The 24,997-nt window shown below is 74.1% G+C and carries 23 protein-coding genes; 9 read left to right on the forward strand and 14 right to left on the reverse strand.

Annotated features, from left to right (window positions below):
• The first annotated feature begins 4 nt into the window (after positions 1–4).
• On the forward strand, positions 5–739 hold the full coding sequence (locus tag FRZ03_RS12610; protein ID WP_146465235.1) for a hypothetical protein: 735 nt from the start codon (positions 5–7) through the stop codon (positions 737–739).
• Positions 740–754: 15 nt separating this feature from the next.
• On the opposite strand, the gene FRZ03_RS12615 is transcribed toward FRZ03_RS12610, so the two are convergent.
• The 5 genes from FRZ03_RS12615 to FRZ03_RS12635 form a co-directional block, all read right to left on the reverse strand.
• On the reverse strand, positions 755–2,053 hold the full coding sequence (locus FRZ03_RS12615) for a DUF6986 family protein (protein WP_146465236.1): 1,299 nt from the start codon (positions 2,051–2,053) through the stop codon (positions 755–757).
• A gap of 158 nt (positions 2,054–2,211) precedes the next feature.
• Positions 2,212–3,174 carry an electron transfer flavoprotein subunit alpha/FixB family protein gene (locus tag FRZ03_RS12620; protein WP_146465237.1) on the reverse strand — a complete coding sequence of 321 codons (963 nt, stop codon included), beginning with the start codon at positions 3,172–3,174 and terminating at the stop codon, positions 2,212–2,214.
• Between the two features lie 54 nt (positions 3,175–3,228).
• Complete coding sequence (locus FRZ03_RS12625; RefSeq protein WP_070026491.1) at positions 3,229–4,014, reverse strand: electron transfer flavoprotein subunit beta/FixA family protein; 786 nt, start codon at positions 4,012–4,014, stop codon at positions 3,229–3,231.
• Between the two features lie 228 nt (positions 4,015–4,242).
• A complete protein-coding gene (locus tag FRZ03_RS12630; RefSeq protein ID WP_146465238.1) occupies positions 4,243–4,752 on the reverse strand; it encodes a flavin reductase family protein in 510 nt (169 codons plus the stop codon).
• A 208-nt stretch (positions 4,753–4,960) separates the two neighbouring features.
• Positions 4,961–5,320 carry a thioredoxin family protein gene (locus FRZ03_RS12635; RefSeq protein WP_146465239.1) on the reverse strand — a complete coding sequence of 120 codons (360 nt, stop codon included), beginning with the start codon at positions 5,318–5,320 and terminating at the stop codon, positions 4,961–4,963.
• A gap of 257 nt (positions 5,321–5,577) precedes the next feature.
• On the opposite strand from FRZ03_RS12635, the gene FRZ03_RS12640 reads away from it, so the two are divergent.
• Complete coding sequence (locus FRZ03_RS12640; RefSeq protein WP_146465240.1) at positions 5,578–6,306, forward strand: lysophospholipid acyltransferase family protein; 729 nt, start codon at positions 5,578–5,580, stop codon at positions 6,304–6,306.
• A gap of 815 nt (positions 6,307–7,121) precedes the next feature.
• Here FRZ03_RS12640 and FRZ03_RS12645 read toward each other — a convergent pair.
• The 4 genes from FRZ03_RS12645 to FRZ03_RS12660 all read right to left on the reverse strand — a co-directional run bounded on the left by FRZ03_RS12645 (position 7,122) and on the right by FRZ03_RS12660 (position 11,067).
• Positions 7,122–7,715: a transglutaminase domain-containing protein gene (locus FRZ03_RS12645; RefSeq protein ID WP_146465241.1), complete on the reverse strand. Its 594-nt coding sequence runs from the start codon at positions 7,713–7,715 to the stop codon at positions 7,122–7,124.
• A gap of 78 nt (positions 7,716–7,793) precedes the next feature.
• Entirely contained in the window at positions 7,794–8,864 is a 1,071-nt protein-coding gene (locus FRZ03_RS12650) for a threonine aldolase family protein (RefSeq protein WP_146465242.1), read from the reverse strand.
• On the reverse strand, positions 8,861–9,625 hold the full coding sequence (locus tag FRZ03_RS12655; RefSeq protein ID WP_070026485.1) for an SDR family NAD(P)-dependent oxidoreductase: 765 nt from the start codon (positions 9,623–9,625) through the stop codon (positions 8,861–8,863). The genes FRZ03_RS12650 and FRZ03_RS12655 overlap by 4 nt, the downstream gene beginning before the upstream one ends.
• Before the next feature lie 44 nt (positions 9,626–9,669).
• On the reverse strand, positions 9,670–11,067 hold the full coding sequence (locus FRZ03_RS12660; protein WP_146465243.1) for a DUF6421 family protein: 1,398 nt from the start codon (positions 11,065–11,067) through the stop codon (positions 9,670–9,672).
• Positions 11,068–11,464: 397 nt separating this feature from the next.
• On the opposite strand from FRZ03_RS12660, the gene FRZ03_RS12665 reads away from it, so the two are divergent.
• Complete coding sequence (locus FRZ03_RS12665; protein ID WP_146465244.1) at positions 11,465–12,148, forward strand: glycerophosphodiester phosphodiesterase; 684 nt, start codon at positions 11,465–11,467, stop codon at positions 12,146–12,148.
• A gap of 15 nt (positions 12,149–12,163) precedes the next feature.
• Here FRZ03_RS12665 and FRZ03_RS12670 read toward each other — a convergent pair whose 3' ends face one another.
• Positions 12,164–12,703, reverse strand: a complete 540-nt coding sequence (locus FRZ03_RS12670) for a GNAT family N-acetyltransferase (RefSeq protein ID WP_146465245.1) — start codon at positions 12,701–12,703, stop codon at positions 12,164–12,166.
• Positions 12,704–12,775: 72 nt separating this feature from the next.
• Here FRZ03_RS12670 and FRZ03_RS12675 point away from each other — a divergent pair, with 72 nt between their 5' ends.
• A complete protein-coding gene (locus tag FRZ03_RS12675; protein WP_146465246.1) occupies positions 12,776–13,168 on the forward strand; it encodes a VOC family protein in 393 nt (130 codons plus the stop codon).
• Positions 13,169–13,360: 192 nt separating this feature from the next.
• Here the strand turns inward: FRZ03_RS12675 and FRZ03_RS12680 are convergent, their stop codons facing one another.
• Positions 13,361–13,912 (reverse strand): MarR family winged helix-turn-helix transcriptional regulator, encoded by a 552-nt coding sequence (locus tag FRZ03_RS12680; protein ID WP_146465247.1) that lies wholly within the window; start codon positions 13,910–13,912, stop codon positions 13,361–13,363.
• Complete coding sequence (locus FRZ03_RS12685) at positions 13,909–15,573, reverse strand: FUSC family protein (RefSeq protein ID WP_146465248.1); 1,665 nt, start codon at positions 15,571–15,573, stop codon at positions 13,909–13,911. The genes FRZ03_RS12680 and FRZ03_RS12685 overlap by 4 nt, the downstream gene beginning before the upstream one ends.
• A gap of 188 nt (positions 15,574–15,761) precedes the next feature.
• Here FRZ03_RS12685 and FRZ03_RS12690 point away from each other — a divergent pair, with 188 nt between their 5' ends.
• From FRZ03_RS12690 to FRZ03_RS12705, 4 genes are all read left to right on the forward strand, one after another.
• Positions 15,762–16,334, forward strand: a complete 573-nt coding sequence (locus FRZ03_RS12690; RefSeq protein WP_146465258.1) for a DUF5134 domain-containing protein — start codon at positions 15,762–15,764, stop codon at positions 16,332–16,334.
• An 84-nt stretch (positions 16,335–16,418) separates the two neighbouring features.
• The gene (locus FRZ03_RS12695) at positions 16,419–17,354 is read left to right on the forward strand and encodes a M56 family metallopeptidase (RefSeq protein WP_146465249.1); all 936 of its coding nucleotides are present in this window, start codon (positions 16,419–16,421) and stop codon (positions 17,352–17,354) included.
• A gap of 32 nt (positions 17,355–17,386) precedes the next feature.
• Positions 17,387–18,073 carry an HAD family hydrolase gene (locus tag FRZ03_RS12700; protein ID WP_146465250.1) on the forward strand — a complete coding sequence of 229 codons (687 nt, stop codon included), beginning with the start codon at positions 17,387–17,389 and terminating at the stop codon, positions 18,071–18,073.
• A gap of 145 nt (positions 18,074–18,218) precedes the next feature.
• Positions 18,219–18,890 carry a TetR/AcrR family transcriptional regulator gene (locus tag FRZ03_RS12705; protein WP_146465251.1) on the forward strand — a complete coding sequence of 224 codons (672 nt, stop codon included), beginning with the start codon at positions 18,219–18,221 and terminating at the stop codon, positions 18,888–18,890.
• 67 nt (positions 18,891–18,957) lie between these two features.
• On the opposite strand, the gene FRZ03_RS12710 is transcribed toward FRZ03_RS12705, so the two are convergent.
• Positions 18,958–19,440, reverse strand: coding sequence for a DUF6214 family protein (locus FRZ03_RS12710; protein ID WP_146465259.1), 483 nt, complete (start codon positions 19,438–19,440; stop codon positions 18,958–18,960).
• A 194-nt stretch (positions 19,441–19,634) separates the two neighbouring features.
• Between FRZ03_RS12710 and FRZ03_RS12715 the strand changes: the two genes are divergently transcribed.
• On the forward strand, positions 19,635–20,969 hold the full coding sequence (locus FRZ03_RS12715) for an FAD-dependent oxidoreductase (RefSeq protein WP_146465252.1): 1,335 nt from the start codon (positions 19,635–19,637) through the stop codon (positions 20,967–20,969).
• 27 nt (positions 20,970–20,996) lie between these two features.
• Here the strand turns inward: FRZ03_RS12715 and FRZ03_RS12720 are convergent.
• Positions 20,997–24,997: cation-translocating P-type ATPase (locus tag FRZ03_RS12720; protein WP_261398955.1), on the reverse strand; the 4,001-nt coding region annotated here is incomplete at its 5' end.

The raw sequence follows: 24,997 nt of genomic DNA on the forward strand, positions 1-24,997 counted from the left end.
GCCCATGGCCACGCTGGAGGAGCTGGGGCTCGCCGGGGCGCCGCGCGAGGATCCGCTGACGTACCCGGGTGCCTGGCCCGCCGCCTCCGGGGTGCTGCACGGCGACCGGTGGCTGCCGCCGGAGCGGCTGGTGTACGCGGACCGGTCGCCGTTGCTCGCGGTCGGCTCCAACGCCTGCCCCGGCCAACTGCGGCACAAGCTGGCCGAGTTCGGGCTGGGCTCCGCACCCGTGCCGATGGTTCTGGCCACCGTGACCGGTGTGGGCGTGGGGGTCTCCGCGCACGTCAGCCGCATGGGCTATGTCTCCGCCTCCCCGGTCGAGGCGCCCGGCGAGACGGTGAGCTTGTTCGTCCTCTGGCTGGACCGGCGGCAGCTGGACGTGATCGACGCCAGCGAGGGCGTGCCGCTGCCGGACGGCAACTTCCGGCGGGCCTGGCTGCCCGCGCCGGACGTGCGGATCGAACTGGCCGACGGGGTGGCGCTGCCGGGCGTCCACGCGTACGTCAATCGGCACGGCGTGCTGCGCGACGGCGCCGAACGCCCCCGCGCCCATCCGGGGCAGCGCCCGCTGCTCACCGAACTCCTCGGCGCCTGCGCCGAGTTGCGGGAGCTGTTCGGGACCACCCCGGAGGAGTTCAGCGCGCGGGCGCGCGGCGACGCCGGGCTGTGCGCGCGGGGCACCCGGCTGTTCGCCGAGCGGAACTGGGTGATGGCGTCCGGGCTCGAACGCCATCTGTGACGGGCCCCGGTCCGGCTACTGCGCGGAGGCGGTGAGGTCGCCGCGCCGGGGCGCCGCGAAGCTCTCCAGGACGGCCCGGGTCAGGCCGGTGCGCTCCTCGACCTCGGCGGGGTCGAGGGCTCCGCAGTCCAGGCCGCGCAGCAGATAGCCGCCGAGGGCCTTGGCGGTGGCGGGCTCGTCCATGACGTCGCCGCCGGCCCGGCTCGCGTAGCGGGCGAGGCGGTCCGCCGCCTGCTCGAAGCCCTCGCGGTAGAAGGCGAAGACGGCGGCGTAGCGGGTCGGGAGGTGGCCGGGGTGCATGTCCCAGCCCTGGTAGTAGGCGCGGGCCAGGGCGCGGCGGGTGAGGCCGTAGTGCAGTCGCCAGGCGTCGTGCACCTGGGCCGTGGGGCCGACCGGCAGGACGTTGGTGGAGCCGTCCGAGAGGCGTACGCCGGTGCCCGCGGCGGCGACCTGCATGACCGCCTTGGCGTGGTCGGCGGCCGGGTGGTCGCCGGCCTGGTGGGCGGCGGACACCCCGAGGCAGGCGCTGTAGTCGAAGGTGCCGTAGTGCAGCCCGGTGGCGCGGCCCTCGGCGGCCTGGATCATACGGGCGACGGTGGCGGTGCCGTCGGTGGCGAGGATGGCCTGGCTGGTCTCGATCTGGATCTCGAAGCCGAGCCGTCCGGCGTCGAGCCCATGGGTCTCCTCGAAGGCCTCCAGGAGCCGTACGAAGGCGCTCACCTGCTCGGGATAGGTGACCTTCGGCAGGGTGAGCGCCAGGCCGTCGGGCAGGCCGCCCGCCGCCATCAGTCCGGTGAGGAAGACGTCGAGGGTGCGGATGCCCCGTTCGCGCACGGCGGCCTCCATGCACTTCATGCGGATGCCCATGTACGGCGCCGCCGTGCCGTCGCCGGCGGCCTCGGCGATCAGCCGGGCGGCACGGGCCGCGTCCGCGTCCTCCTCGGCGTCGGGGCGGGGTCCGTAGCCGTCCTCGAAGTCGACCCGCAGGTCCTCGATCGGCTCGCGCTCCAGCTTGGCGCGGACGCGGGAGTGGACCGGCTCGGCGAGGTCGTCGGCGAGGCCGAGGACGGCCGCGAAGGAGGCGGCGTCCGGGGCGTGTTCGTCCAGCGCGGCCAGTGCCCGGTCGCCCCAGGAGCGGACGGTGTCGGCGGCGAAGACGTCGCCGGGCACATAGACGGTGTGAACGGGCTGCCGGGTGCCGGGGTCCCCGGGGTAGCGGCGCGCGAGTTCCGCGTCGACCGGTGCGAGCAAGGCGCCGATCTCCTCGCCGACGGCGCCGGTGAGGCTTGTCGCCACCTTCTCCTGCTGACCCATCCCACACCCTCCAATTTCCGCTCTACGGAATCAACAATCCGTAGAATGAAGTTATCCGGCGTGGTTCCCGCTGGTCAACACCTCCGTGGCGTCTCCAGGATGCACCGAGGCCCCCGTGACCGCGCGGGTCACGGGGGCCTCGCAGAGCCCTGCGGGGATCAGCCCTTGCGGGTCTTGATCTCCTCGGTCAGCTGCGGGACGACGTCGAACAGGTCGCCGACGACGCCGTAGTCGACCAGCTCGAAGATCGGGGCCTCGGCGTCCTTGTTGACGGCCACGATGGTCTTCGAGGTCTGCATGCCGGCGCGGTGCTGGATGGCGCCGGAGATACCGTTGGCGATGTACAGCTGCGGCGAGACCGACTTGCCGGTCTGGCCGACCTGGTTGGTGTGCGGGTACCAGCCGGCGTCGACGGCGGCACGCGAGGCACCGACGGCCGCGCCGAGCTGGTCGGCGAGGGCCTCGATGATCGCGAAGTTCTCGGCACCGTTGACACCGCGGCCGCCGGAGACCACGATCGCGGCCTCGGTCAGCTCCGGGCGGCCCGTGGACTCGCGCGGGGTGCGGGCGGTGACCTTGGTGCCGGTGGCCTTGTCGGAGAAGGTCACGGACAGGGCCTCGACGGCGCCCGCGGCCGGGGCGGCCTCCACGGCGGCCGAGTTCGGCTTGACCGTGATGACCGGAGTGCCCTTGACGACACGGGACTTGGTGGTGAAGGACGCGGCGAACACCGACTGGGTGGCCACCGGGCCCTCGTCGCCGGCCTCCAGGTCGACGGCGTCGGTGATGATGCCGGAACCGATGCGCAGCGCCAGGCGGGCGGCGATCTCCTTGCCCTCGGCGGAGGACGGGACCAGCACGGCGGCCGGGGAGACGGCCTCGTGGGCGGCCTGGAGGGCGTCCACCTTCGGCACGACCAGGTACTCGGCGTACTCGGACGCGTCGTGGGTGAGGACCTTCACCGCGCCGTGCTCGGCGAGGGTGGCGGCGGTGTCGGCGGCGCCGTTGCCGAGCGCCACGGCGACGGGCTCACCGATGCGGCGGGCCAGGGTCAGCAGCTCCAGCGTGGGCTTGCGGACGGCACCGTCCACGTGGTCGACGTAGACGAGGACTTCAGCCATGGGATTGCACTCCTGCGTAACGAAGTTGAGGGGGCGGTCAGCGGGGGCGAGCCCTTAGATGAACTTCTGGCTCGCGAGGAACTCAGCGAGCTGCTTGCCGCCCTCGCCCTCGTCCTTGACGATGGTGCCGGCCGTGCGGGCCGGACGCTCGGTCACGGCCTCGACCTTGGTGAACGCGCCGTCCAGGCCGACCTCTTCGGCCTCGATGTCGAGGTCGGACAGGTCCCAGGACTCCACCGGCTTCTTCTTGGCCGCCATGATGCCCTTGAAGGACGGGTAGCGGGCCTCGCCGGACTGGTCGGTCACGGAGACCAGGGCCGGCAGCTGCGCCTCCAGCTGCTCGGAGGCGGCGTCGCCGTCGCGGCGGCCCTTGACCGTGCCGTCCTCGACCGAGACCTCGGACAGCAGGGTGACCTGCGGAACGCCCAGGCGCTCGGCGACCAGCGCGGGCACGACGCCCATGGTGCCGTCGGTGGAGGCCATGCCGGAGACGACCAGGTCGAAGCCGGCCTTCTCGATGGCCTTGGCCAGCACCAGCGAGGTGCCGATGGCGTCGGTGCCGTGCAGGTCGTCGTCCTCGACGTGGATGGCCTTGTCGGCGCCCATGGACAGGGCTTTGCGGAGCGCGTCCTTGGCGTCCTCGGGGCCGACCGTCAGCACGGTGACCTCGGCGTCGTCCGCGTCCTCCGCGATCTGCAGCGCCTGCTCGACCGCGTACTCGTCCAGCTCGGAGAGCAGACCGTCCACGTCGTCACGGTCGACGGTCAGGTCATCGGCGAAGTGCCGGTCGCCAGTGGCGTCGGGCACGTACTTCACAGTGACAACGATCCTCAAGCTCACGCCGGCTCTCCTACTGCATCGTGATTTCCTGGCTGCCTCTTGCAGGCAGCATAGGCGCCTGAAGCGGCCGATCCCGGTCGGGGCCCCGAGGCGCTCCGACCGGAATATTACTCGTCAGTACACCCAGTTCGTCCCCGCTAAGCAAGCGCTTTGAACTGTGACGTTCGCAACGCAGCGTAACCGGAACTCGACCGCTTCGCAGGGGAACAGGGCGTGATCAATGCCGCATCAGTCGCGCAGCGCCGTGAAGCGGCCCTGGTGATAGAGGAGGGGGCGGCCGGCGCCGGTGGGATCGCCGAGGACCACCTCGGCGAGCACGATCCGGTGGTCGCCCGCGGGGACCCGGGCGACGATCCGGCACACCAGCCAGGCGAGCACGTCGTCCAGCACCGGGACCCCCTCGTGGCCCTCCCGCCAGGCGGTGGCCGCACCGAACCGGTCGGCGCCGCTGCGGGCGAAGGTGGCGGCCAGCTCGTGCTGGTGCTCGCCGAGTATGTGGACGCCGATGTGCTCGGCCTCGGCTATCGCGGGCCAGCTGGAGGCACCGGTGCCGACGCCGAAGGAGATCATCGGCGGCTCGGCGGACACCGAGGTGAGGGAGGTGGCGGTGAAGCCGACCGGTCCGGCGGCGCCGCGCGCGGTGATCACCGCGACACCGGCGGCGTGCCGGCGGAAGGTGGAGCGCAGCAGATCGGGAGAGGCGAGCTGGTGGGTGCCGAGTCCGGGCAGGGCCGTCATGGAGTTGTCCTTCTGTTCGGGGTGGCGAGCGGGTCCGTGGCTGCTCAGCGGCCCGGACAGCAGGCGCTCGCGGTACGTGCCAGGTCGACGTGGGCCCGCCCGTGCAGAAGGAGTTCGATCGGCATAGGGGCAGGCTGACGATAGGTGGCGCGCGCAGTCAAGTACGGTCCGGGAACTGGGACGTCTCTCACCAGGTGCCGAACTCCCCTCACACCGCCTCCCCGAGCGCGGCGATGACATCGGCCTTGCGGGGCAGGCCCGCGGCGCGGCGCACCACCGTTCCCCGTGCGTCGAGGACCAGCACGGTGGGTGTCTTCAGGATGCCCAGGGCGCGTACGAGGTCCAGCCGGGCCTCGGCGTCGATCTCGACGTGGGCGACGCCGGGCACCATGGCCGCGACCTCGCCGAGGACGCGCCGGGTGGCCCGGCAGGGCGCGCAGAAGGCGGTGGAGAACTGCACGAGCGTGGCCCGTTCACCGAGGCCCGTGCCCAGTTCGGCGGCGCCCAGCCGCCCGGCGTCGTCGCGCCCGCTCACCCTTGCCCTCCCGCTCCGCCGCCCGTGCGGCATCCGACGGGCGCCCGCATGCGCCGACGCCACTGCCCGTCAACAATCCGCGGGCCACGGGGATTCCCGGATCGCCGGCGGTTCTTCCGCGGCGGGCCGCGGGCCGACGTGACGAGGATCTCTCCGTGGCAGGGCACCAGAACTGGCTACCCGCACGTTCTTGGGGCACGATCTGCGAGACGCCGTAAACCTACGGCTGCGTAGCTTTCCCGCCGGGAGCCCCCCTTTCCCGAGCAGAGCAGAAAGGGTTCGTTCCACCCATGGCAGAGCTGGTCTACCGTCCCGTCATCGGATTCGCCAAGACGCTGTTCAAGGTCTGGGACCTGAAGATCGACTGCCAGGGGTCCTCGAACATCCCGCGCTCCGGCGGCGCCGTGCTGGTGAGCAATCACATCAGCTACCTGGACTTCATCTTCAGCGGTCTCGCCGCCCTGCCGCAGAAGCGCCTGGTGCGCTTCATGGCGAAGGAGTCCGTCTTCCGGCACCGCATCTCCGGACCGCTGATGCGCGGCATGAAGCACATCCCGGTGGACCGGGGGCAGGGCGAGGCCGCCTACGCGCACGCGCTGGACTCGCTGCGCTCCGGTGAGGTCATCGGGGTGTTCCCGGAGGCCACCATCTCGCAGTCCTTCACCCTGAAGAGCTTCAAGTCGGGCGCGGCCCGGCTCGCCCAGGAGGCCGGGGTGCCGCTGGTCCCGATGGCGCTGTGGGGCACGCAGCGGCTGTGGACCAAGGGCCAGGCGCGCAACTTCAAGCGCAGCCACCTGCCCGTCACCATCCGGGTGGGCGAGGCCGTCGAGGCGCCCCGCGACCAGTACGCCGGGGCGATCACCCGCCGGCTGCGCGAGCGCGTCCAGGAACTGCTGGACGCCGCCCAGCGCGCCTACCCGGGCCGCCCGAAGGGCGCCGAGGACTCCTGGTGGCTCCCCGCGCACCTCGGCGGCACGGCGCCGACGGCGGAGGCGCTGCGGGCCGCCGAGGTCCACTGACACCCGTACCGGGCCGTACCGCCCCGCCCGACAAGGTGCGCGGCCATGACCGGAGAGCCGTCCGGCTCCCGGTCGGCGACCGCGGTACGGGGGCCGGACGATGCGGCGTTGGTGGAAGGCGTGGTGCGCGGCGGTGGCCGTGCCGATGCCGACCGGGCGGCTGTGCGCGCCGTACGGGAAGGACTGGTGGCTCCGGGTGCGCGTCACGGGGCGACAGGAAACCGCCGTAGCGGGACCGGCCCGCCTCGTCCGGTGCGGTCGACCAGGCCGAGACCGCGGGCGTGTTCGCGTCGATGCCGGCGAAGGCGGACCGCGTGGTGTCGGCGACGTGCCCGGCGAACATCCGGGCCGGTCCGGGCTCGGCGCCGGGCGGCACCTCCGCACCGCCGTGGACGGCCACGACCGCGTACACCGCACGTGCCTGCCCCGTGGTGTGGCCCTCGCCGGCCGCCGCCGTCCCCGTGGCGGCCGTCGCCACCCGGCCGAGCACCCCGCCGCCGTCCCCGCGCAGTCCGCCGGTCGGCAGGAGCGCGCGTACGGCGGGGAAGCGGGACATGTCGTCCCGGGGGTCGAGGGCGCGGGTCGCCGCCGGGTCAGCCGGCCAACGCCCGTGTGGTCCGCGGTAGTTCCTTGCGCGCTGGGCTCCAGGAGCCCAGCGTGAGCGGTACCGCGACGACCGCGAGCGCCACGGCGCAGGCGAGCCGCGGGGGTTCGCGCGGCCAGGAGAACCGCCCCGTCGTCCGCGCCGCCCCGGTGGTCGGCGGAACGCCGTCGTCCTTTCCCCTCGCCGCTCCCCCGTCCGTCATGCGGGGAAGTCACAGGGTGCTCGGCAGCGCCCTGCCGAGGGCCTCGCGGTCGGGGGCGGTGCGCAGGGCGTCGAGGACGGCCGGGTGGGGAGCGGCGTACAGGACCGGGTGGTCCAGCTCGCCGCGGGCCGCGTCGGGGATCCAGGCCAGCCGCTCGCCGGTCAGGGAGAAGCGCGCGTCCACGCCGGGTTTGTTGCCCCGCGGGTCCTGGCGGTGCCAGGACCCGCGGAAGCGGACGGCGACCAGGCCGTGCACGACGTGCCCGTCGCCGTCGTCGTCGCACAGGCGCTGGTAGCACAGGGCGGTGGGGATGTCCTCCGCACGCAGCAGGGCCGCGAGGGCGTGCGCCTTGGCGTGGCAGATGCCGGTGCGCCGGGCCAGGACGTCGGAGGCGCGCCAGGTGACGCGCGGGTCGCCGGTGTCGGCCGAGTGCGGCACGGTGTCGCGCACGAACTCATAGGCGAGACGTGCATAGGCATACGAGTCGGCGGCACCGGCGGCCAGCCGGCCGGCCGTTTCCCGCACCACCGGGTGCTGGTGGTCGATGGCCTCGTCGGCGGCCAGGTACGCGGAGAGGTCGGCGGTTTCCTGGATCGGCTGCATGCCCGCAGAGCATAGGAACGCGATCGCCCGACAGTCAATGGCTTTTCAGGCGACCGCATACCTATGCATCTCCGGGGGCTAGCGCGCCATCTCCTCCTTGACGGCCGCCACGAAGGTGTCGACGTCCTCCTCCGTGGTGTCGAAGGAGCACATCCAGCGCACGGTCCCGGCGGCCTCGTCCCAGAAGTAGAAGCGGAAGCGCTTCTGCAGCCGCTCGCTGACGTCGTGCGGGAGCCGGGCGAAGACGCCGTTCGCCTGCACCGGGTAGAGGATCTCCACCCCGTGCACCGCGCGCACGCCCTCGGCGAGCCGCTGGGCCATCTCGTTGGCGTGCCGGGCGTTGCGCAGCCACAGGTCCTTGGCCAGCAGGGCCTCCAGCTGCACCGAGACGAAGCGCATCTTGGAGGCGAGCTGCATGGACAGCTTGCGCAGGTGCTTCATCTGCCGCACGGCGTCCTGGTTGAGGACCACCACCGCCTCGCCGAACACGGCGCCGTTCTTCGTCCCGCCGAGCGAGAGGATGTCGACGCCGGCCGCGTCGGTGAACGTGCGCATCGGCATGTCCAGGGAGGCGGCCGCGTTGGCTATCCGGGAGCCGTCCAGGTGCACGCGCATCCCGTGGGCGTGGGCGTGCTCGCAGATCGCGCGGATCTCACCGGGCGTGTAGAGCGTGCCCAGCTCCGTGGACTGGGTGATCGAGACGACCTGCGGCATCGCGCGGTGCTCGTCCTCCCAGCCCCAGGCCTGCCGGTCGATCAGCTCGGGCGTGAGCTTGCCGTCCGGCGTGGGCACGGTGAGCAGCTTCAGGCCGCCCATCCGCTCGGGCGCCCCGCCCTCGTCGACGTTGATGTGCGCGCTCTCGGCGCAGATCACCGCGCCCCAGCGGTCGGTGACCGCCTGGAGCGCGACCACGTTCGCGCCGGTGCCGTTGAAGACCGGGAAGGCCTCCGCGGTGGCGCCGAAGTGGCTGCGGATGATCCGCTGGAGGTTCTCGGTGTACTGGTCCTCGCCGTACGCCACCTGATGGCCGCCGTTGGCCAGGGCCAGGGCGGCCAGCACCTCGGGGTGCGCTCCGGCGTAGTTGTCACTGGCGAAACCGCGGACCTCCGGGTCGTGATGGCGACGCGCGTCGGTCCTGGGAGGGTTCACGGCTTCTCGGTCAGCCACAGACGGTTTCCGTTCACTTCGGCGGCGGACTTGCTCCAGACGCCCTCGATGGCCTCGGCCAGGTCCTTGACGTCCGTGAAGCCCGCGAACTTCGCGTTGGGGCGTTCGGCGCGCATCGCGTCGTGCACCAGCGCCTTGACCACCAGGATCGTAGCCGCCGACGTCGGACCCTCGGCGCCCTCGGCCTTGCCGGCCTTGCGGAAGTAGTCGGCCATGGCCAGCGTCCACGCCTCGGCGGCGGCCTTGGCGGCCGAGTAGGCGGCGTTGCCCGCGGTGGGCTTGGACGCGCCGGCCGCGCTGATCAGCACGTAGCGGCCGCGGTCGCTGCGCTGCAGCGCCTCGTGGAAGGCGAGCGAGGTGTGCTGCACGGTGCGCACCAGCAGCAGCTCCAGGAAGTCCCAGTCGTCCAGGCTGGTCTTGGTGAAGGTCTCGCTGCCGCGCCAGCCGCCGACCAGGTGGACCAGGCCGTCGACGCGGCCGAAGTCCTTCTCGATGTGGTCGGCCCAGTCGCGGGTGGACTGGAGGTCGAGCAGATCGACCGTGTCACCCGTGACCGAGGCACCCCCGGAGGCGTAGCGCGCCGCGTCCACGGCCTCCGAGAGCCGCTGCGGGTCGTTGTCCGCCCCCACGACGGTGGCCCCGGCCTCGGCCAGGCGCAGCAGCGCCGCCCGGCCGGCGGGTCCGCCCGCGCCGGCCACCGCGATCACCGCACCGCTGAGCGCCCCGTTCGACCCGTTCCCCATGATCTTCCCCTCTGCTGCCGTGTCGTGTGGTGGTACGCCGTCGCTCACGCGGCGATCCGCTCGGCGCTGTCCGCCGTGATGCCCTTGGTCGAGGCGATCACATTCTTCAGCTTCTTGGACAGGGCCTCAAAGAACATGCTCAGCGGAAACTCGTCCGGAAGCACGTCGTCCACCAGCTTGCGCGGCGGGAGCGAGAGGTCGAGGGCTTCGGGGCCCTTGGCCCACTTGGAGCCGGGGTGCGGGGCGAGGTAGGTGGAGACCAGTTCGTAGCCGGCGAACCAGTGCACGAGCTTGGGGCGGTCGATGCCGTCCCGGTAGAGCTTCTCGATCTCGGCGCACAGCTGGTTGGTGACCTGCGGGGCGCGCTCCCAGTCGATGGAGAGCTTGTTGTCGGTCCAGCGCAGGACGTCGTGCTTGTGCAGGTAGGCGAAGAGCAGCTGGCCGCCGACGCCGTCGTAGTTGCGCACGCGGTCGCCGGTGACGGGGAAGCGGAACATGCGGTCGAAGAGCACCGCGTACTGCACGTCACGGGCCTGCGGAAGGCCGTCCGCCTGGAGCTTGACGGCCTCCTTGAAGGCGGTGAGGTCGCAGCGCAGCTCCTCCAGCCCGTACATCCAGAACGGCTGGCGCTGCTTGATCATGAACGGGTCGAACGGCAGGTCGCCGTGGCTGTGGGTGCGGTCGTGCACCATGTCCCACAGCACGAAGGCCTCTTCGCAGCGCTTCTGGTCGTGCACCATCGCGGCGATGTCCTCGGGCAGCTCCAGGCCCAGGATGTCGACGGCGGCCTCGGTGACCCGGCGGAAGCGGGCGGCCTCGCGGTCGCAGAAGATGCCACCCCAGGAGAATCGTTCCGGCGCCTCACGGACGGCGATGGTCTCCGGGAAGAGGACGGCGGAGTTGGTGTCGTAGCCCGCGGTGAAGTCCTCGAAGGCGATGCCGCAGTACAGCGGGTTGTCGTAGCGGGTGCGCTCCAGCTCGGCCAGCCAGTCGGGCCAGACCATGCGCAGCACCAGCGCCTCGAAGTTGCGGTCCGGGTTGCCGTTCTGCGTGTACATCGGGAAGACGACCAGGTGCTGGAGGCCGTCGGCGCGGGTCGCGGCGGGGTTGAAGGCCAGCAGTGAGTCCAGGAAGTCCGGCACCTGGAAGCCGCCCTCGGCCCAGCGGCGCAGGTCCTTCACGAGGGCCTCGTGGTAGGCGGCGTCGTGCGGCACCAGCGGGGACAACCGCTCGACCGCGTCGACGACCCGGCGGACGGCGGCCTCGGCATCCGCCCGGGCGGGCGCGCCCTCGGCGGCGAAGTCGATCGAGCCGTCCTTCGACTGCCATGGCCGGATCTGTTCCACGGCATCCTTGAGCACGGGCCATGCGGGGTGCTCAACCACCCTGGTCTGCGAAGGAATCCGACCCTCCGCACCCGACTGCACAAGAATTTCCGTCATTTTCCATCCTCCACGGGAGAACCTCGCGTACGGACACCGTATGCATACCCCGATTCCCCCATCAAGAGGAGGCGCAGGAGATTTTTCTGTCCAGTGACCCTATGGCCGACATTTTTCCTGCCGTAAACCGTGACGGCGCTCACTTCGAGCGCATGGACGGGAGGAGCGCCAGGGACGCGATCCGGACGGTCAAGGAGGCGGGGACTCGCCCACGGGCGGGTGATGTCGTAGACGGGTACCGGCCAGTCGCCGCCCGGGGCGCGCCCCCGATCGCCCGCGCACATGCGGGTTCATCGCGGGTCGTGACCGTTAGGCTGCGAGCCTGCCCGCGCGGACGACGGCGTCCGCCCGTCGCCGCGCGCGTGCCGAGCCGCCGTCGACGGAAGCGAGTCGAACCTTGAACTTCCTTACCATCGGTCACCGCGGGGTCATGGGTGTGGAGCCCGAGAACACCCTCCGTTCCTTCGTCGCCGCGCAGCAAGCCGGCCTCGACCTGATCGAACTCGATCTGCATCTGAGCAAGGACGGCGCCCTGGTCGTCATGCACGACGCCGACGTGGACCGCACGACCGACGGCTCCGGGCCGATCGCCGAGAAGACCCTCGCCGAGCTGCGCGCGCTGGACGCGGGGCGCGGGGAGCGGGTGCCGGTGTTCGAGGAGGTCCTGGACGCGGTGCCGACGCCGTTGCAGGCCGAGATCAAGGACGTGGCGGCGGCGCGGGCGCTGGCCGAGGTGATGCTGGAGCGCGACCTGGTCGCACGCGTGGAGGTGTCCTCGTTCCACGACGAGGCGGTCGCCGAGATCGCGCGGCTGGTGCCCGGTGTGCGCACCGCGCTGATCGCCGGGCGTTACGGCCCGGAGGTGGTGGAGCGCGCCGTCGCCGCGGGCGCGCCCACGGTCTGCCTCAACATCCGGCGGCTCACCCTGGAGACCGTCGAGCACGCGCGCGCGGCCGGGCTGAGGATCATCGGCTGGGTGGTCAACACGCAGGAGCACCTGCGGCTGGTCCGCGCGCTCGAACTGGACGGGGCGACCACCGACTTCCCGGAGATCAAGCGCACGGGCAGGTTCACCGCGTAGGGGCCGGGGCGGGGCTCAGCCGAGCTTCTTGACCAGCAGCTCGAACCGGAGGTCGTCGCGCTGCGGGATGCCGAAGCGCTCGTCGCCGTACGGGAACGGGGACATCCGTCCCGTACGGCGGTACCCGCGGCGCTCGTACCAGGCGATCAGGTCCTCGCGTACGGAGATCACGGTCATGTGCATCTCGGCGACGCCCCAGGTCTCGCGTGCCTGCCGCTCGGCCTCGGCGATGACGGCCTTGCCGAGCCCGGCGCCCTGCTGGGTGGGGCTGACCGCGAACATGCCGAAGTACGCGTGCTCGCCGCGGTGTTCGAGCTGGCAGCAGGCGACGATGCGGCCGTCCCGCTCGACCGTGAGCAGCCGGCTGCCGGGCGACTTGATCACCTCGATGACGCCCTCGGGGTCGGTGCGCTGCCCCTCCAGGATGTCCGCCTCCGTGGTCCACCCGGCCCGGCTGTCGTCCCCGCGGTACGCCGACTGGATCAGCGCGACCAGCGCGTCCACGTCGGCGTCGGTGGCGTCTCGGAAGGTCAGGCCGGCGGCGGCGCTGTGCATGAGGGCGGTTCTCCCATCTCGGGCGTGGCTGAGCCAGGGACGAGGGTAACTGTGCCACTAGGCTCCGCGGGCATGGTGCATGTGCTCAGCAGCCGGACACTCCTGCGACCCACCGACCCCGAACGCTCCCGCGTCTTCTACGGCGAGCTGCTGGGGCTGCCCGTCTACCGCGAGTTCGGCACGGGCCCGGACCGCGGCACCGTGTACTTCCTCGGCGGGGGGTTCCTGGAGGTGTCCGGCCGCGGGTCGGCCCCGCCGTCCCCGGACGTGGTGCTCTGGTTGCAGGTCGAGGACGTCCGGGCGGCGCACGAGGAGCTGGTGGCGAAGGGCGTCGGGATCACGCGCCCGCCGGTGCGGGAGCCGTGGGGCCTGGTCGAGATGTGGCTCGCCGATCCGGACGGCACGCGGATCGTCCTGGTGGAGGTGCCGGGTGACCATCCGCTGCGGTACCGGGCGGGGATCTGAGGACCGGAGGACCGGTCCGCGGGCCGGAGGGCCGGTCCGTGGGCCGGAGAGGACCGGTCCGTGTTGCCGGAGACCCGATCCGTGGGCCGGAGGGCCGGTCCGTGGCGCCCGGCCGGGAGACCGGTGACGTGCCACGGCCGCATCCCCGGACGAAGGGGCCGGGCGACCGCACCCCGGGACACGGTCTCGCGCTCAGCCTCCGGCGCGCAGCGCGCCCATCCGGCCCTCCAGGCGCGTCAGCAATTCGCCCAGCAGCGCGGCGAGGTCGTCGCGGCCCGTCGGGGCCAGGACCGAGAGGACCGCGGTCTCGTAGGCGAGCTGTTCGGGGAGGATGCCGTCGACCAGGTCGCGGCCCGCGTCGGTGAGGCGGACATGGGCGACGCGGCGGTCGCGGGTGTCGCCGCGCCGCTCGACGAGGCCCCGCTCGGTCAGCTGCCTGATCCGCTTGGTGACGGCGGCCCCGGAGGAGAACGTCTCCCGGGCCAGCTCCCCCGGCGTCAGCTCGTGCCCGGTGCGCCGCAGCGCCCCGAGCAGGTCGAACTCGGGCCGGCTGAGCCCGGCCCGGCGCAGCGGCGCGTCCTCGGACTGCTGGAGCAGCGCGGCGCACCGGTTGATCCGCCCGATGACCTCCATCGGCCCGGTGTCCAGGTCGGGGTGGACGGCCCGCCACTGCCGGACGACGGCGGCGACCGTGTCGGCCGTGGACGCCTCGTGCCGCGCTGGTGTGCCGTTCGTCGCCGTCATGGCCGTATGTCCTCCGTCGTCGTGCCCGCGTCCTGCTGCCGCGGTGCGAGACCCTGGCGCCGCACCGTCGCCGCGAGCGTACGGTGTCCGGACTGTTCGACGAGCACGACCCGGTCCTCGGGCAGGGCGCGCTGCCACCACTCGCCGGACGCGGCGTCCGCGGTGGCGCGCAGGTCGACGAGGGCGGCGGCGAGGCCACGGCGGGCGTCGTCCAGCGCGCGGGGTGCCGGGTGCGGCTCGGCGAGCAGCCGGGCGGCGTTCTCGCGGGCGCGTTCCGCCGTGGTCAGCGCGTCTTCCAGGCGGTCGCCCGCGCGGCGGTTGGTGACGGCGATCGCCGCGACGAGGCCGACCAGCGCGCCGATGAGGGTGTCCACGACCCGGTCGGTGACCAGCGTGGCCGGGTCCTGGAAGCGGGCGAACTCGGTGATGAGCAGCGCCATGGGGGTGACACAGACGGTGCCCAGCCAGTAGTTGCGGCCGATCAGCGCCTCCGCGCCGAAGTTGAGGGCCACGCAGCACAGCACCAGCGCCAGGGCGTTGAGGTGGGCGAGCGGGGCGAGGGCGGCGAAGGCGAGGACGCCGAGGAGGTTGCCGACGACGCGCTGGACGCCCCGGCGCCAGGTGAGGGTGACGTTGGCCTGGTAGAGGGAGGCCGCGGTGACCAGGGCCCAGTAGGGGCGGCCCACACCGAGGGCGAGGGAGGCGTACCCGGCGAGGGCGCAGCCGATCGCGGTGCGCGCGGCGATGGGGGCGAGCGGCGCGAGGCGGTGGCGCAGCGAGGGGCGGGGCTGGGCCCGCTCGGTGTCCACGCCGAGGAGTTCGCCGGCGTCCTCGGCGGGGATGTCGAGGCGCAGGGTGCGGCGGCGGCCGCGCAGCTCGCCGGCCCAGGCGCGCAGCCGTGCGGGGTCGGCGTCGGCGGGGGCGGCGAGCGCGACCTCGGCGCGCACGAGGAGGCGTTCCAGGGCGCGCCGGGTGGGGTCCTGGCGTGCGCCCGCGGCGAGCAGCGACTGCCAGGCGGCGTGAATGGCGGCGGCACTCGCGGCTCGGGCCCGGGCGTGGCCGTCGCCGGTGCCGCGGGTGTCGGCGTAGGCGGCGGTGGCGTTCAGGGCCTGGGCGGTGGCGCGGCGCTCGGGGCCGTGCGGGCGCAGCAGTCCGGGCGCCATGCCGACCAGCCAGGACCAGGCGCCGGTGGCGAGGGCCAGTCCGACGTGGCCGGGCACCTGGCCGAGGGTCTGCGGGGCGAACAGGGAGGCGGAGCTGATGAAGGTGAGGACCACGTTGGCCGGCGGGCCGACCCGGGTGGCGTCGCACAGGGTCTTCTGGACGGCCGCCAGCAGCGCGCCGACGGTCACGAGGATGACGGCGTCGTGGGTGAGGGACGCCGTGACCAGGGCCGTCGCGACGCCGGCGACCATGCCGAGCACCACCCAGACCAGGGTCCGGGCGCGGGCCGCGTAAGGGCGGTTGTGGCCGTAGAGGGCGCACAGCGATCCGGCCATCGTGTACATCGCGAGGTCGAGTCGCCCGAGCGCCAGCAGGATCAGGTTGGGCGGGGCGACCGCGACGACCACGCTCAGCGCGGGCTTGAACCAGATGTCCGAGGGCCGCCCGAGGCGGAGCACCCCGGCGAGGGGGAGACGGAAGGGGGTCGCACTGCTCATGCATCGAATTTAGCATGTGTTTTATCTGTAAAACATCTGGTGTGACCAGGGCCTCGCGGTCCGGCGCCCCGCACGTTCACCGGCCATGCCCCCGCCAGCGCTCCCCGTGTACACCCTTGCGCTCGTATGCGCCCCGCCCCCGCCTGGGCATCGCATCCTCGACCGACCGTCGAGCGGTGGAGGTGGACGTGCACGGACCGGTGTCGGCTGCCTGGCTGCTGGTCGCGCTGTGCGCGGCGACCGGGGCCTCCTGCCTGCTGCGGCTGCGCAGCGGCGTCGACGAGCAGCGGCGCTCCGCGGGCGGCGAGGCGCTGATGGGCTTCGGCATGGCGGCGATGGCCGTGCCGGCGGCGGTGTTCTCACCGCCGCGGTGGGCCTGGCCGGTGTACGCGGCCGTCTTCGGGCTGGCGGCGCTGCGCGCGCTGTGGGCGATGCGCCGCGAGCGGCACCATCTGCACCATCTGGTGGGCACGGCGGCGATGGTCTACATGGCGGTGGCGATGGCCGCCGCCCCGCCGGCCGAGCACCACATGGACGGCATGGCGATGGCGGGCATGCCCGGCACCGGGGTGCCCCTGGTGACCGGCACCCTGCTGCTCTACTTCACGGGCTATGTGCTGCTGACCGGCGCCCGTCTGGTGCCGGCCGCCGCCACCGCGGGCGGTCCGGCGCCCGGGCGCTGGGGCGACCGCCCGGAACTGGCCCGCGCCTGCCGGCTGTCGATGGCGATCGGCATGATCGCGATGCTGCTGACGATGTGACGGGCGCCCGTGCGGCGTTGACTGCGTCACTTCGGCGTGAAGGACCGTACCGCCGGGCGGCCCGCCGCTCATAGGGTGCTGCCCATGATGGTCCCCGTGGCCCTGTTGCTGCTCGGCGCCCTGACCGCCGTCGTGGCCCCGCGTCTACTCGCCCGCGCCGACTGGCCGGACCGTGAACCGGTCGTCGCCCTCTGGGCGTGGCAGTGCGTGGTGGCGGCCGTACTGCTGTGCTGTGCGCTGTCGATGACGCTGAGCGCCGCGGCGGCCTGGCGGCCGGTGCGCGGGCAGGTGTTCGCGCGGGCCCCGCACGCGGTCGTGGACGCCTACGCCCTCGGCACGGCGAGCCCCTGGGCGGCGGCCACCGCGGTGCTGCTGGCCGGCGCGGGCCTGTGGAGCGCGGCCATGCTGGTGCGGGAGGTCGTACGGTCCCGGGCGCGGCGGCGCGCGCGGCGCGCCGAACTCCTCGTGCGGGCCCCGCTGTTGCCGGGCGAGAAGCCGGAGGGCGGCCGGCTGGTGGTGCTGGAGGGCGAACGTCCGGACGCCTGGTGGCTGCCTGGTGCGACGCCCCGGCTGGTCGTCACCACCGCCGCGTTGCGGCGCCTGAAGGGGCGGCAGCTGGACGCCCTGCTGGCGCACGAGAAGGGGCACGCGCAGGCCCGGCACGACTGGCTGCTGCACTGCTCGTCCGCGCTCGCGGACGGATTTCCCCAGGTGCCGGTGTTCGCCGCGTTCCGGGACGAGATGCACCGGCTGGTGGAGCTGGCCGCCGACGACATGGCCTCCCGGCGCTTCGGCCGGCTGACGACGGCGCTGGCGCTGGTCGAGCTCAACGAGGAACGCGGTGTGTTCGGGCCGTCCCCCACCCCCGAGGCGCATGTGCCGCAGCGGGTGCACCGCCTGCTGACCCCGCCCGACCGCCTCCCGGCCCTGCACCGGCTGCGCCTGACGGCGATCGCGGCGCTGGTGCCGGCGCTCCCGGTGCTGCTGACTCTGGTGCCGGGGCTGCGGGCGCTCGGCTGACGCACGGTCAGCTTCCCTATAGGGTCCGGCCCATGGATGCCGTGCTGTTCGACTTCTCCGGGACGCTGTTCCGCATCGAGTCCGCCGAGTCCTGGCTGCGTGCGGCGCTGGACGAGACCGGGACGGCCCTGCCGGACGCCGAACTGAGGGAAACGGCGGCGGCGCTGGAGGCCGCCGGGGCGCTGCCGGGCGGTGCGCCGCCCGAGTCGGTGCCGGAGGAACTGGCCGGGGTGTGGGCACGCCGGGACGAGAGCGCGCGCCTGCACCGGGCCGCGTTCACGGGTCTGTCCCGCCGGGTGCCGCTGCCCGCTCCGGGGCTGTACGACGCGCTGTACGAACGGCACATGTCCCCCGACGCCTGGTCCCCCTACCCCGACGCCCGCCGGGTGCTGCGCGCCCTGCGCGAACGCGGCGTGGGCGTGGGCGTGGTCAGCAACATCGGCTGGGACCTGCGGCCGGTCTTCCGCGCGCACGGCGTGGACGGGTACGTGGACGCCTACGCGCTGTCGTACGAGCACGGGGTGCAGAAGCCGGACCCGCGGCTGTTCTCGGCCGCCTGCCGGGCGCTGGGCGCCGATCCGGGCAGGACGCTGATGGTCGGCGACAGCCGGGAGGCGGACGGCGGAGCGGTGGCGCTCGGCTGCCGGGTGCGCTTCGTGGAGCACCTGCCCGTCGCGCACCGTCCGGACGCGCTGCTCCCGGTCCTCGACCTGGTCTGATCCGCGCCTCGGCGCGCGGCGGACGCGCACCGACCGCCCGAGGTGATCCCCCGCGTCACCCCGAGCGATCGGCGGCTCGGTGCCGGACCTGGGTCCGACGCGTTGAGTATAGTTGGCTGGCAGCCAGTCAACGCAGGAGTCCAGCATGTCCCCGCGCAGCGCCTCGGTCAATGAAGAATTGCGAAGGCGTTCCCGCGAGCGGCTGCTCCAGGCGGCCGTGGAGCTGGTGGACGAGCGCGGCTTCGAGGCGACCACCCTGGGCGCGATCGCGGACCGGGCCGGTTCGGCCCGCGGGCTGGTGTCGTACTACTTCCCGGGCAAGCGCCAGCTGGTGCAGTCCGCCGTGCACCGGCTGATGCACCGCACGCTGGAGGAGGCGCTGGAGCGGCGGCCGCACACCGAGGACGGCCGGGAGCGGCTGGCCCGGGCCATCGACGCGATCCTCGGGCTGGCCCGCGACCGGCCCGTGCTGATGCGCCAGCACATGGCGGGACTGCTCCAGGCCGAGGGCTTCGTGGAGTGCCCGGAGCAGCGGCGACTGTCGGAGCTGCTCGGCGACACCGTGGCCCGGTACGGCTCCGCGGACGTGACGGCCGACTATCCGATGCTGCGGGCCCTGCTGATGGGCGCCGTCTACGCGGCCCTGGTCCCGGGCGTGCCGATGCCCGTCCCGGCCCTGCGGGCCGAGCTGTTCCAGCGGTACGGGCTGGACTGGGAACTGGGCGTACCACCGGGGCGCACCGAGTGCGCCGACAACCCGGAACGCGACCTGTCGCGCTTCTTCGCCACGGGGGAGCGCACACCGGGGGACTCCTGACCGGGCCTGCACGGTACGGGCGTTCCCGTGCCGTCCCGCGCGCCGGTCCCGTTCCGGGCGCCGCCCCCTACCGTCTGACGTGCCTCGGCGGCAGCAGGCCCGCGTCCCTGGCCCGGGCGATCAGGCCGAGGGTACGGCGGCGGCTGTGGCCGGTCGCCTGCATCAGGGCGAGCACCGGGTCGGCACCCGCCTCCTGGGCGGCGCGGTACTCGCGGGCGAGGAGCAGCCGGCCCTCGGTGCCGCGAGGCCAGGCGCGGCGGGCGCGGCGGGCACCGCGGCGCGGGGTGCCGGGCGGCGGGCCGCCGTGTCCGGCCCGGTCCCCCGCCCGGAACGCCTCCAGCAGCGGTTCCTCGATCCAGTCCGCGAGCAGCGCGAGGTCGTCCAGGGAGAGGGCGGGGCGGGCCCGGACCTCCTCCACCAGGACGCACCCGGTGCCGCTCACCACGGCCAGCACGTCCACTTCGGCGCCGTCGGGGAAGTCCAGCCGTACGTGCAGCCAGGACAGGGCGCCGTCGTGCTCGCGCACCTCCCACGCGGGCCACACGGACAGCGCGCCGTCCTCCGCGTTCCGATCGGAAAGATCAAGAAAGGATGCCTCGAGCACCCACGCAACGTAACCGCGCGCTCCCCCGCCATCCGGTGGGACACGCGTCCGCGTCACCCGGCGGGCCCTGCCGCCGGGGGCCCGCCGGGTGCCATGCTGGAACCGTCCGCGCACTCTCCTTTCGCGTCAGGAGCACCGCCGTGCTGCGAGTCGCCGTCGTCGGATCCGGACCGAGCGGGTGCTACACCGCCCAGCACCTCGTCCAGCAGGACGCCGAGGTGTACGTGGACGTGCTGGACCGGCTGCCGTGCCCGTACGGCCTGGTCCGGTACGGCGTCGCCCCGGACCACGAGAAGATCAAGTCCCTCCAGTCGAGCCTGCGCACGGTGCTGGAGCACGAGCGGGTGCGCTTCCTCGGCGGGGTGCGGGTGGGCGGTCCCGGCGGGCTGCCGGTGAAGGTGCTGCGCGGGCTGTACCACGCGGTGGTGTACTGCGTGGGCGCCGCCACCGACCGCCGTCTCGGCATCCCCGGCGAGGATCTGCCCGGCAGCTGGTCGGCGACCGATTTCGTGGCCTGGTACAGCGCGCACCCGGACGCGGCCGGCGCGGACTGTCTGCGCGGGGTGCGCTCGGCGGTGGTCATCGGCGCCGGCAACGTGGCGGTGGACGTCACCCGGATGCTGGTGCGCGAGGCGGCGGAGCTGCGGCCGACGGACATGCCGCAGGCGGCGCTGGACGCGCTGACGGCGAGCGGGGTCGCCGAGGTGCACATGGTGGCGCGGCGCGGCCCCGCGCAGGCCCGTTTCACCACCAAGGAGCTGCGCGAGCTGGGCACCCTGCCCGGCACCGAAGTCGTCGTGGAAAAGGACGACTTGGCGCTCGATCCGGTCGGCCCCGAGGCGCTGCCCGCGGTGCAGCGGCGCAATCTGGACGTGTTGCGCGACTGGGCGGAGCGCCCGCCGGCCGGGGCCGGGCGGCAGATCCGGCTGCGGTTCTTCCTGCGTCCCGTGGAGCTGCTGGCGGACGGCGGCCGGGTGGGTGCGGTCCGCTTCGAGCGCACGGCGCCGGACGGGCGAGGCGGGGTGACGGGCACGGGACGGTACGAGGAACTGCCGGCGCAGTTGGTGCTGCGCTCGGTGGGGTACCGCGGGGTGCCGCTGGAGGGGCTGCCGTTCGACGAGTCGAGCGGCACGGTCCCGCACATGGCGGGGCGGGTGGTGCGCGACGGTGCCGCGTCGCCCGGGGAGTACGTCGCGGGCTGGATCAAGCGGGGCCCGTCGGGGGTGATCGGCACCAACCGGCCGTGCGCCAAGGAGACGGTGGCCTCCCTGCTGGTGGACGCGCCCGCGCTGGCGCGCGCCGACGTGCCGGCCGACCCGGTCCCGGCGCTGCGGGCGGCCGGGATCGAGCCGGTGTCCTGGGACGGCTGGCTGGCGATCGAGCGGGCGGAGGCCGAGCTGGGCGCGCGGCTGGGCCGTGGCGTGGTGAAGCTGGCCGACTGGGAGACGCTGCTGGCGGTGGCCCGGTCCTCGTGAGCCCCGCGTGCGGTCCGGTGGCGGCTCTCAGGCCGGCAGCAGCCGCACCACCGTCTGCTCCAGCCGGGGCAGCGCCCGCTGTCCCGCCAGGGCCAGGCCGATGGCGGCGACCACACCGGCCCAGGCGAAGGGGCCGAGCGGGGTGCAGCCGAAGGCACGGCTGAGGACGGGGGTCTGGACGACGGCGACGAGGGCCGCGGCGGAGCCCAGCGAGGTGAGCTGCACCAGCCGGCTGTCGCGCCGGTCGAGGAGGGTCTGCACCAGCTGGGTGCCGACCACCCCACACAGCGCCATGGTGCTGGAGCGGCGGGCGGTGCCCGGGGTGAAGCGGCCGATCAGCCAGGCCGTGAGCGCGCCCAGACAGGTGGTCATGGCCCGGTGCCGGATCTGCCGCAGCAGCGGGTCGCCCAGCACCCCGGCCGCCTCCTCGACATGGGCGAGGTCCGCCTCGCCCTCCTTCTCCGTGACGGCCACCGCCATCGACGGGAACAGGTCGGTGAACAGGTTGACCATGAGCATCTGCCGGGTGGACAGCGGCGCCCGGCCGGACAGCAGGGTGCCGATGAGGCCGAAGCCGACCTCGCCCGCGTTGCCGCCGATGAGGATGGCGATGGCGTCGGCGACGCTGTGCCACAGGGCGCGGCCCTCGCCGATGGCGTCGATCAGCACGGTGAGGTCGTCGTCGGTCAGCACGATGTCGGCGGCGTTGCGGGCGGCGGCCGAGCCCCGGGCGCTGATGCCGACGCCGATGTCGGCGGCGCGGATGGCCGCGGCGTCGTTGGCGCCGTCGCCGACCATGCCGACCACCCGGCCCGCGTCCCGCAACGCCTCCACGACCTGGAGCTTCTGCTCGGGCGCCACCCGGGCCACCACGCCCGCGTCGCGCAGCATCCGGGCCCGGGACGCCCGGTCGGCGGCGGCCAGTTCGTCGCCGGTGACCACCACGGTCTCCTCCGGCCAGCCCAGTTCGGCGGCGATGGCGCGGGCGGTCTGCGGATGGTCGCCGGTGAGCACCACCGGCCGCACACCCGCCTCGTGCAGCCCCTTCACCAAGGCCGTCGAGGTCTCGCGGGGTACGTCGGACAGCGCCAGCACTCCGGTGAACTCCAGCTCCTGGAGCGGCTGTTCGAGTACGTCGGACGGGTCGTCGCCGGGTTCGAGGCGCCGTTCGGCCACCGCGAGGACGCGCAGTCCCGAACCGGCCAGTTCCTGGGCCGCGTTGGCGGCCCCGGTCGGAAGTCCGGCGCAGGCGGGCAGCACGGTCTCCGGGGCGCCCTTGACCACGAGGAGGCGCGGTCCGTCGCCGCTCTGTCCGACGGCGGCGGCGTAACCGCGGGCGGCCTCGAAGGGCAGGCCCGCGAGCTGGGTCCAGTCGGGGTCGGGTCCGGCGGCGTCGAGGACGGCCTCGTCGGTGGCGTGCACCGGCCGGTCGGTGCCGCCGTTGGAGCGGGGGCAGGCCCGGGCGGCGGCCCGTACGGTGTCCGCGGAGCCGGTGTCGGCGGCGGCGCGCACGGTGCCCTCCGCGTCGGAGACCCGCACCAGGCGCAGCCGGTTCTCGGTGAGGGTGCCGGTCTTGTCGAAGCAGATGGTGTCCATCCGGCCGAGCGCCTCCAGTGTGCGCGGGGTGCGCACCAGGACGCCGTCGCGGCTGAGCCGGCGGGCGGCCGCCAGTTGGGCGACCGTGGCCACCAGGGGCAGCCCCTCGGGGACCGCGGCCACGGCGACCGCCACTCCCCCGCTGACCGCCTCGCGGATCGGGGTGCCGCGCAGCAGCGCCAGGCCGGTCACGGCGGCACCGCCCGCCAGGGTCAACGGCAGTGCCTTGCGGGTGAGTTCCTGGAGGCGGGCCTGCACACCGGCCGCCGGGGGCGTGCGCGCGGCGAGGTGGACGGCGCGGGCGGCCTCGGTGTGCTCGCCGGTGTCGACCACGACGGCCCGGGCCTCGCCCGCCACCACGGTCGTGCCCTCGAAGACCATGCAGCTGCGGTCGGCGACGGGGGCGTGCGGGGTGGGATCGGTGTCCTTCTCCACCGGCAGGGACTCGCCGGTCAGCGCGGACTCGTCCACCTCCAGGCCCTCCTGCCACAGCAGCCGGGCGTCGGCGGGCACCACGTCGTCGCCCTTCAGCTGGATCACATCGCCGGGCGCGAGCTTGCCCGCCTCCACGGTGCGGGTGCCGCCGGCCGGCGCCTCCTCCTCGTCCGGCACCACCCGGGCCTTGCGCTTCTGATCGGCGACCAGTCCGGACAACGCCCGTTCGGCGCGCAGCCGCTGGATGCCGCCGACCAGTGCGTTCAGGTCGAGGGCGCCGACGACGAGCAGGGCGTCCACGACCGAGCCGAGGATCGCGGAGGCGGCCGAGCCGACCGCGAGGACCGGGGTGAGCGGATCGTGCAGCTCGCCGCGGACGGCGCTGCCGAGTTCGTAGGTCCAGCGGGCCGGGGCCACCAGCGGATGCCGGTAGACCCCTTGGGCGGCGGTGCGCACCCGGGCGCCCAGCGCACCCAACGGGGTGCTCTCGTCGGCCGGTTGGTGTTCGAGGCGGTCCCGGGCCTGGTCCGGGGCGAGTTCGTGCCAGTGCACCCGGGGCCTCGGGTGCGGGGCGCGGGCCACGGCCACGCCCAGCGCGGAGCGGATGCCGGAGAACAGGGCGGTGGCGGCGCCGGCGTCGACGGGCGCGTGCCGCAGCCCGGGCAGCATGGCGAGGCGTCCCCGGCCGCCCTTGGCCTCGCCGACGGCCACCAGCAGCCCGGACAGCGCGGCGCCGGAGCGGGCCATGGTCTGGGCGCGGCGGCCGACCGCGCGGGCCGCCGGTATCGCGGTCAGCACCCGCCACACGTCGGGCAGTCCGTGCAGGGCCAGCACGTCGGCGCCCCACACCACGGCGCCGTCCCGGTCGGTGAGGGCCACGGCGACGTCGCTGCCGCGCAGCGCGGCCAGGACGTCGCTCTCGTCGGCCGAGCGCACCCGGGCCACCGTGAGTACGGCGTCCGCCTCGCGGCGGGCCTCGTAGACCACGTCGTCCAGCGGGCGGCGGGCGTCCACGACCTGGTCGGCGAGGCCGGTGAAGTCCTCCAGGGCGGGGTCGTCCACGAGAACCACCCTGAGCCCGGCGCGGCGGGCCGCGTCCAGCACCGGTTCGGCCCACGGGTCGGCCTCGCCGTCCGGGCCGCGCAGCGCACCGGCGTGCAGGACGACGGTGCGGACCATCTCCAGCCGGCGCAGCCGGTCCGGGTCGCGCACCAGCACTCCGGCCCGGGACAGCGCGGCGCTGAGCACGGCGTGGAAGGCGGCGGGGCCGTAGCGGGCGGCCTTCGGCGAGCCGGCGAGGACCGCCTCGGCGGCCTCCGCCGCGTCGTGCTTGACCAGCAGCGTCGCGGCGGCGCCCAGCACACTGCCCGCGGAGGCGTGGGTCGCGTACTCCTGGGCGGGCGTCTCGCGCAGCGGCGGGCGCGGCTCGCCGCCGGGCGCGAGGCTGACGCGGCCGGGGGCGCACAGGTCGTCGTGCACGGCGTCGAAGGCGGCCGCGCGGGCCACGGTCTCGGCGACCTGGCAGGTGCGCAGGGCGCCGTCGAGCAGGAGCGAGGCGGGGGTCTGTCCCGCGCCGTGCACGGCGGCGTTGGCGGCGGCCAGGACGAGGTCCATGCGGGCGGGTCCGAGGCGGGCGCGCAGCCAGGCGCGAAAGCGCGGGTTCTCCCGCAGCAGCGTCACCACGGCCGTCACCAGCCGGGGCGAGGGCGGCAGCCGCAGCATGTACCCGGCGACCGCGACGGCGATGCCCAGCGCGTCGGCCGACAGGGTGGCCACGGCGGTGCGCACCCCGGCGGGGTCGGCCGGGTGGGTGGTCTCCTCCACGTCCGCCGCGGCCAGTTCGAGCCCGTGGTGGGCGGCCAGTTCCGCGGCGCGCGCGAGGACCTCGTCGCCGGCCTCCTGCTCGGTCGCGGTCACGACCAGCCGGCCCAGCCCCTCGTCCCAGTAGGCGAAGAGGACGTCGGGCCGCTCGGCGAGGGCGGCGGCGATGCGGCGGG

The organism is Streptomyces misionensis (assembly GCF_007896895.1).
Lineage (GTDB): Bacteria > Actinomycetota > Actinomycetes > Streptomycetales > Streptomycetaceae > Streptomyces > Streptomyces misionensis_A.

Excerpts from the sequence above, each read along its gene's own strand:
- FRZ03_RS12610 (WP_146465235.1), top strand. The coding sequence starts at position 5 with ATGGCCACGCTGGAGGAGCTGGGGCTCGCCGGGGCGCCGCGCGAGGAT.
- FRZ03_RS12615 (WP_146465236.1), bottom strand. The coding sequence starts at position 2,053 with ATGGGTCAGCAGGAGAAGGTGGCGACAAGCCTCACCGGCGCCGTCGGC.
- FRZ03_RS12620 (WP_146465237.1), bottom strand. The coding sequence starts at position 3,174 with ATGGCTGAAGTCCTCGTCTACGTCGACCACGTGGACGGTGCCGTCCGC.
- FRZ03_RS12630 (WP_146465238.1), bottom strand. The coding sequence starts at position 4,752 with ATGACGGCCCTGCCCGGACTCGGCACCCACCAGCTCGCCTCTCCCGAT.
- FRZ03_RS12635 (WP_146465239.1), bottom strand. The coding sequence starts at position 5,320 with ATGCCGCACGGGCGGCGGAGCGGGAGGGCAAGGGTGAGCGGGCGCGAC.
- FRZ03_RS12640 (WP_146465240.1), top strand. The coding sequence starts at position 5,578 with ATGGCAGAGCTGGTCTACCGTCCCGTCATCGGATTCGCCAAGACGCTG.
- FRZ03_RS12645 (WP_146465241.1), bottom strand. The coding sequence starts at position 7,715 with ATGCAGCCGATCCAGGAAACCGCCGACCTCTCCGCGTACCTGGCCGCC.
- FRZ03_RS12655 (WP_070026485.1), bottom strand. The coding sequence starts at position 9,625 with ATGGGGAACGGGTCGAACGGGGCGCTCAGCGGTGCGGTGATCGCGGTG.
- FRZ03_RS12660 (WP_146465243.1), bottom strand. The coding sequence starts at position 11,067 with ATGACGGAAATTCTTGTGCAGTCGGGTGCGGAGGGTCGGATTCCTTCG.
- FRZ03_RS12670 (WP_146465245.1), bottom strand. The coding sequence starts at position 12,703 with ATGCACAGCGCCGCCGCCGGCCTGACCTTCCGAGACGCCACCGACGCC.
- FRZ03_RS12675 (WP_146465246.1), top strand. The coding sequence starts at position 12,776 with ATGGTGCATGTGCTCAGCAGCCGGACACTCCTGCGACCCACCGACCCC.
- FRZ03_RS12680 (WP_146465247.1), bottom strand. The coding sequence starts at position 13,912 with ATGACGGCGACGAACGGCACACCAGCGCGGCACGAGGCGTCCACGGCC.
- FRZ03_RS12685 (WP_146465248.1), bottom strand. The coding sequence starts at position 15,573 with ATGAGCAGTGCGACCCCCTTCCGTCTCCCCCTCGCCGGGGTGCTCCGC.
- FRZ03_RS12695 (WP_146465249.1), top strand. The coding sequence starts at position 16,419 with ATGATGGTCCCCGTGGCCCTGTTGCTGCTCGGCGCCCTGACCGCCGTC.
- FRZ03_RS12700 (WP_146465250.1), top strand. The coding sequence starts at position 17,387 with ATGGATGCCGTGCTGTTCGACTTCTCCGGGACGCTGTTCCGCATCGAG.
- FRZ03_RS12705 (WP_146465251.1), top strand. The coding sequence starts at position 18,219 with ATGTCCCCGCGCAGCGCCTCGGTCAATGAAGAATTGCGAAGGCGTTCC.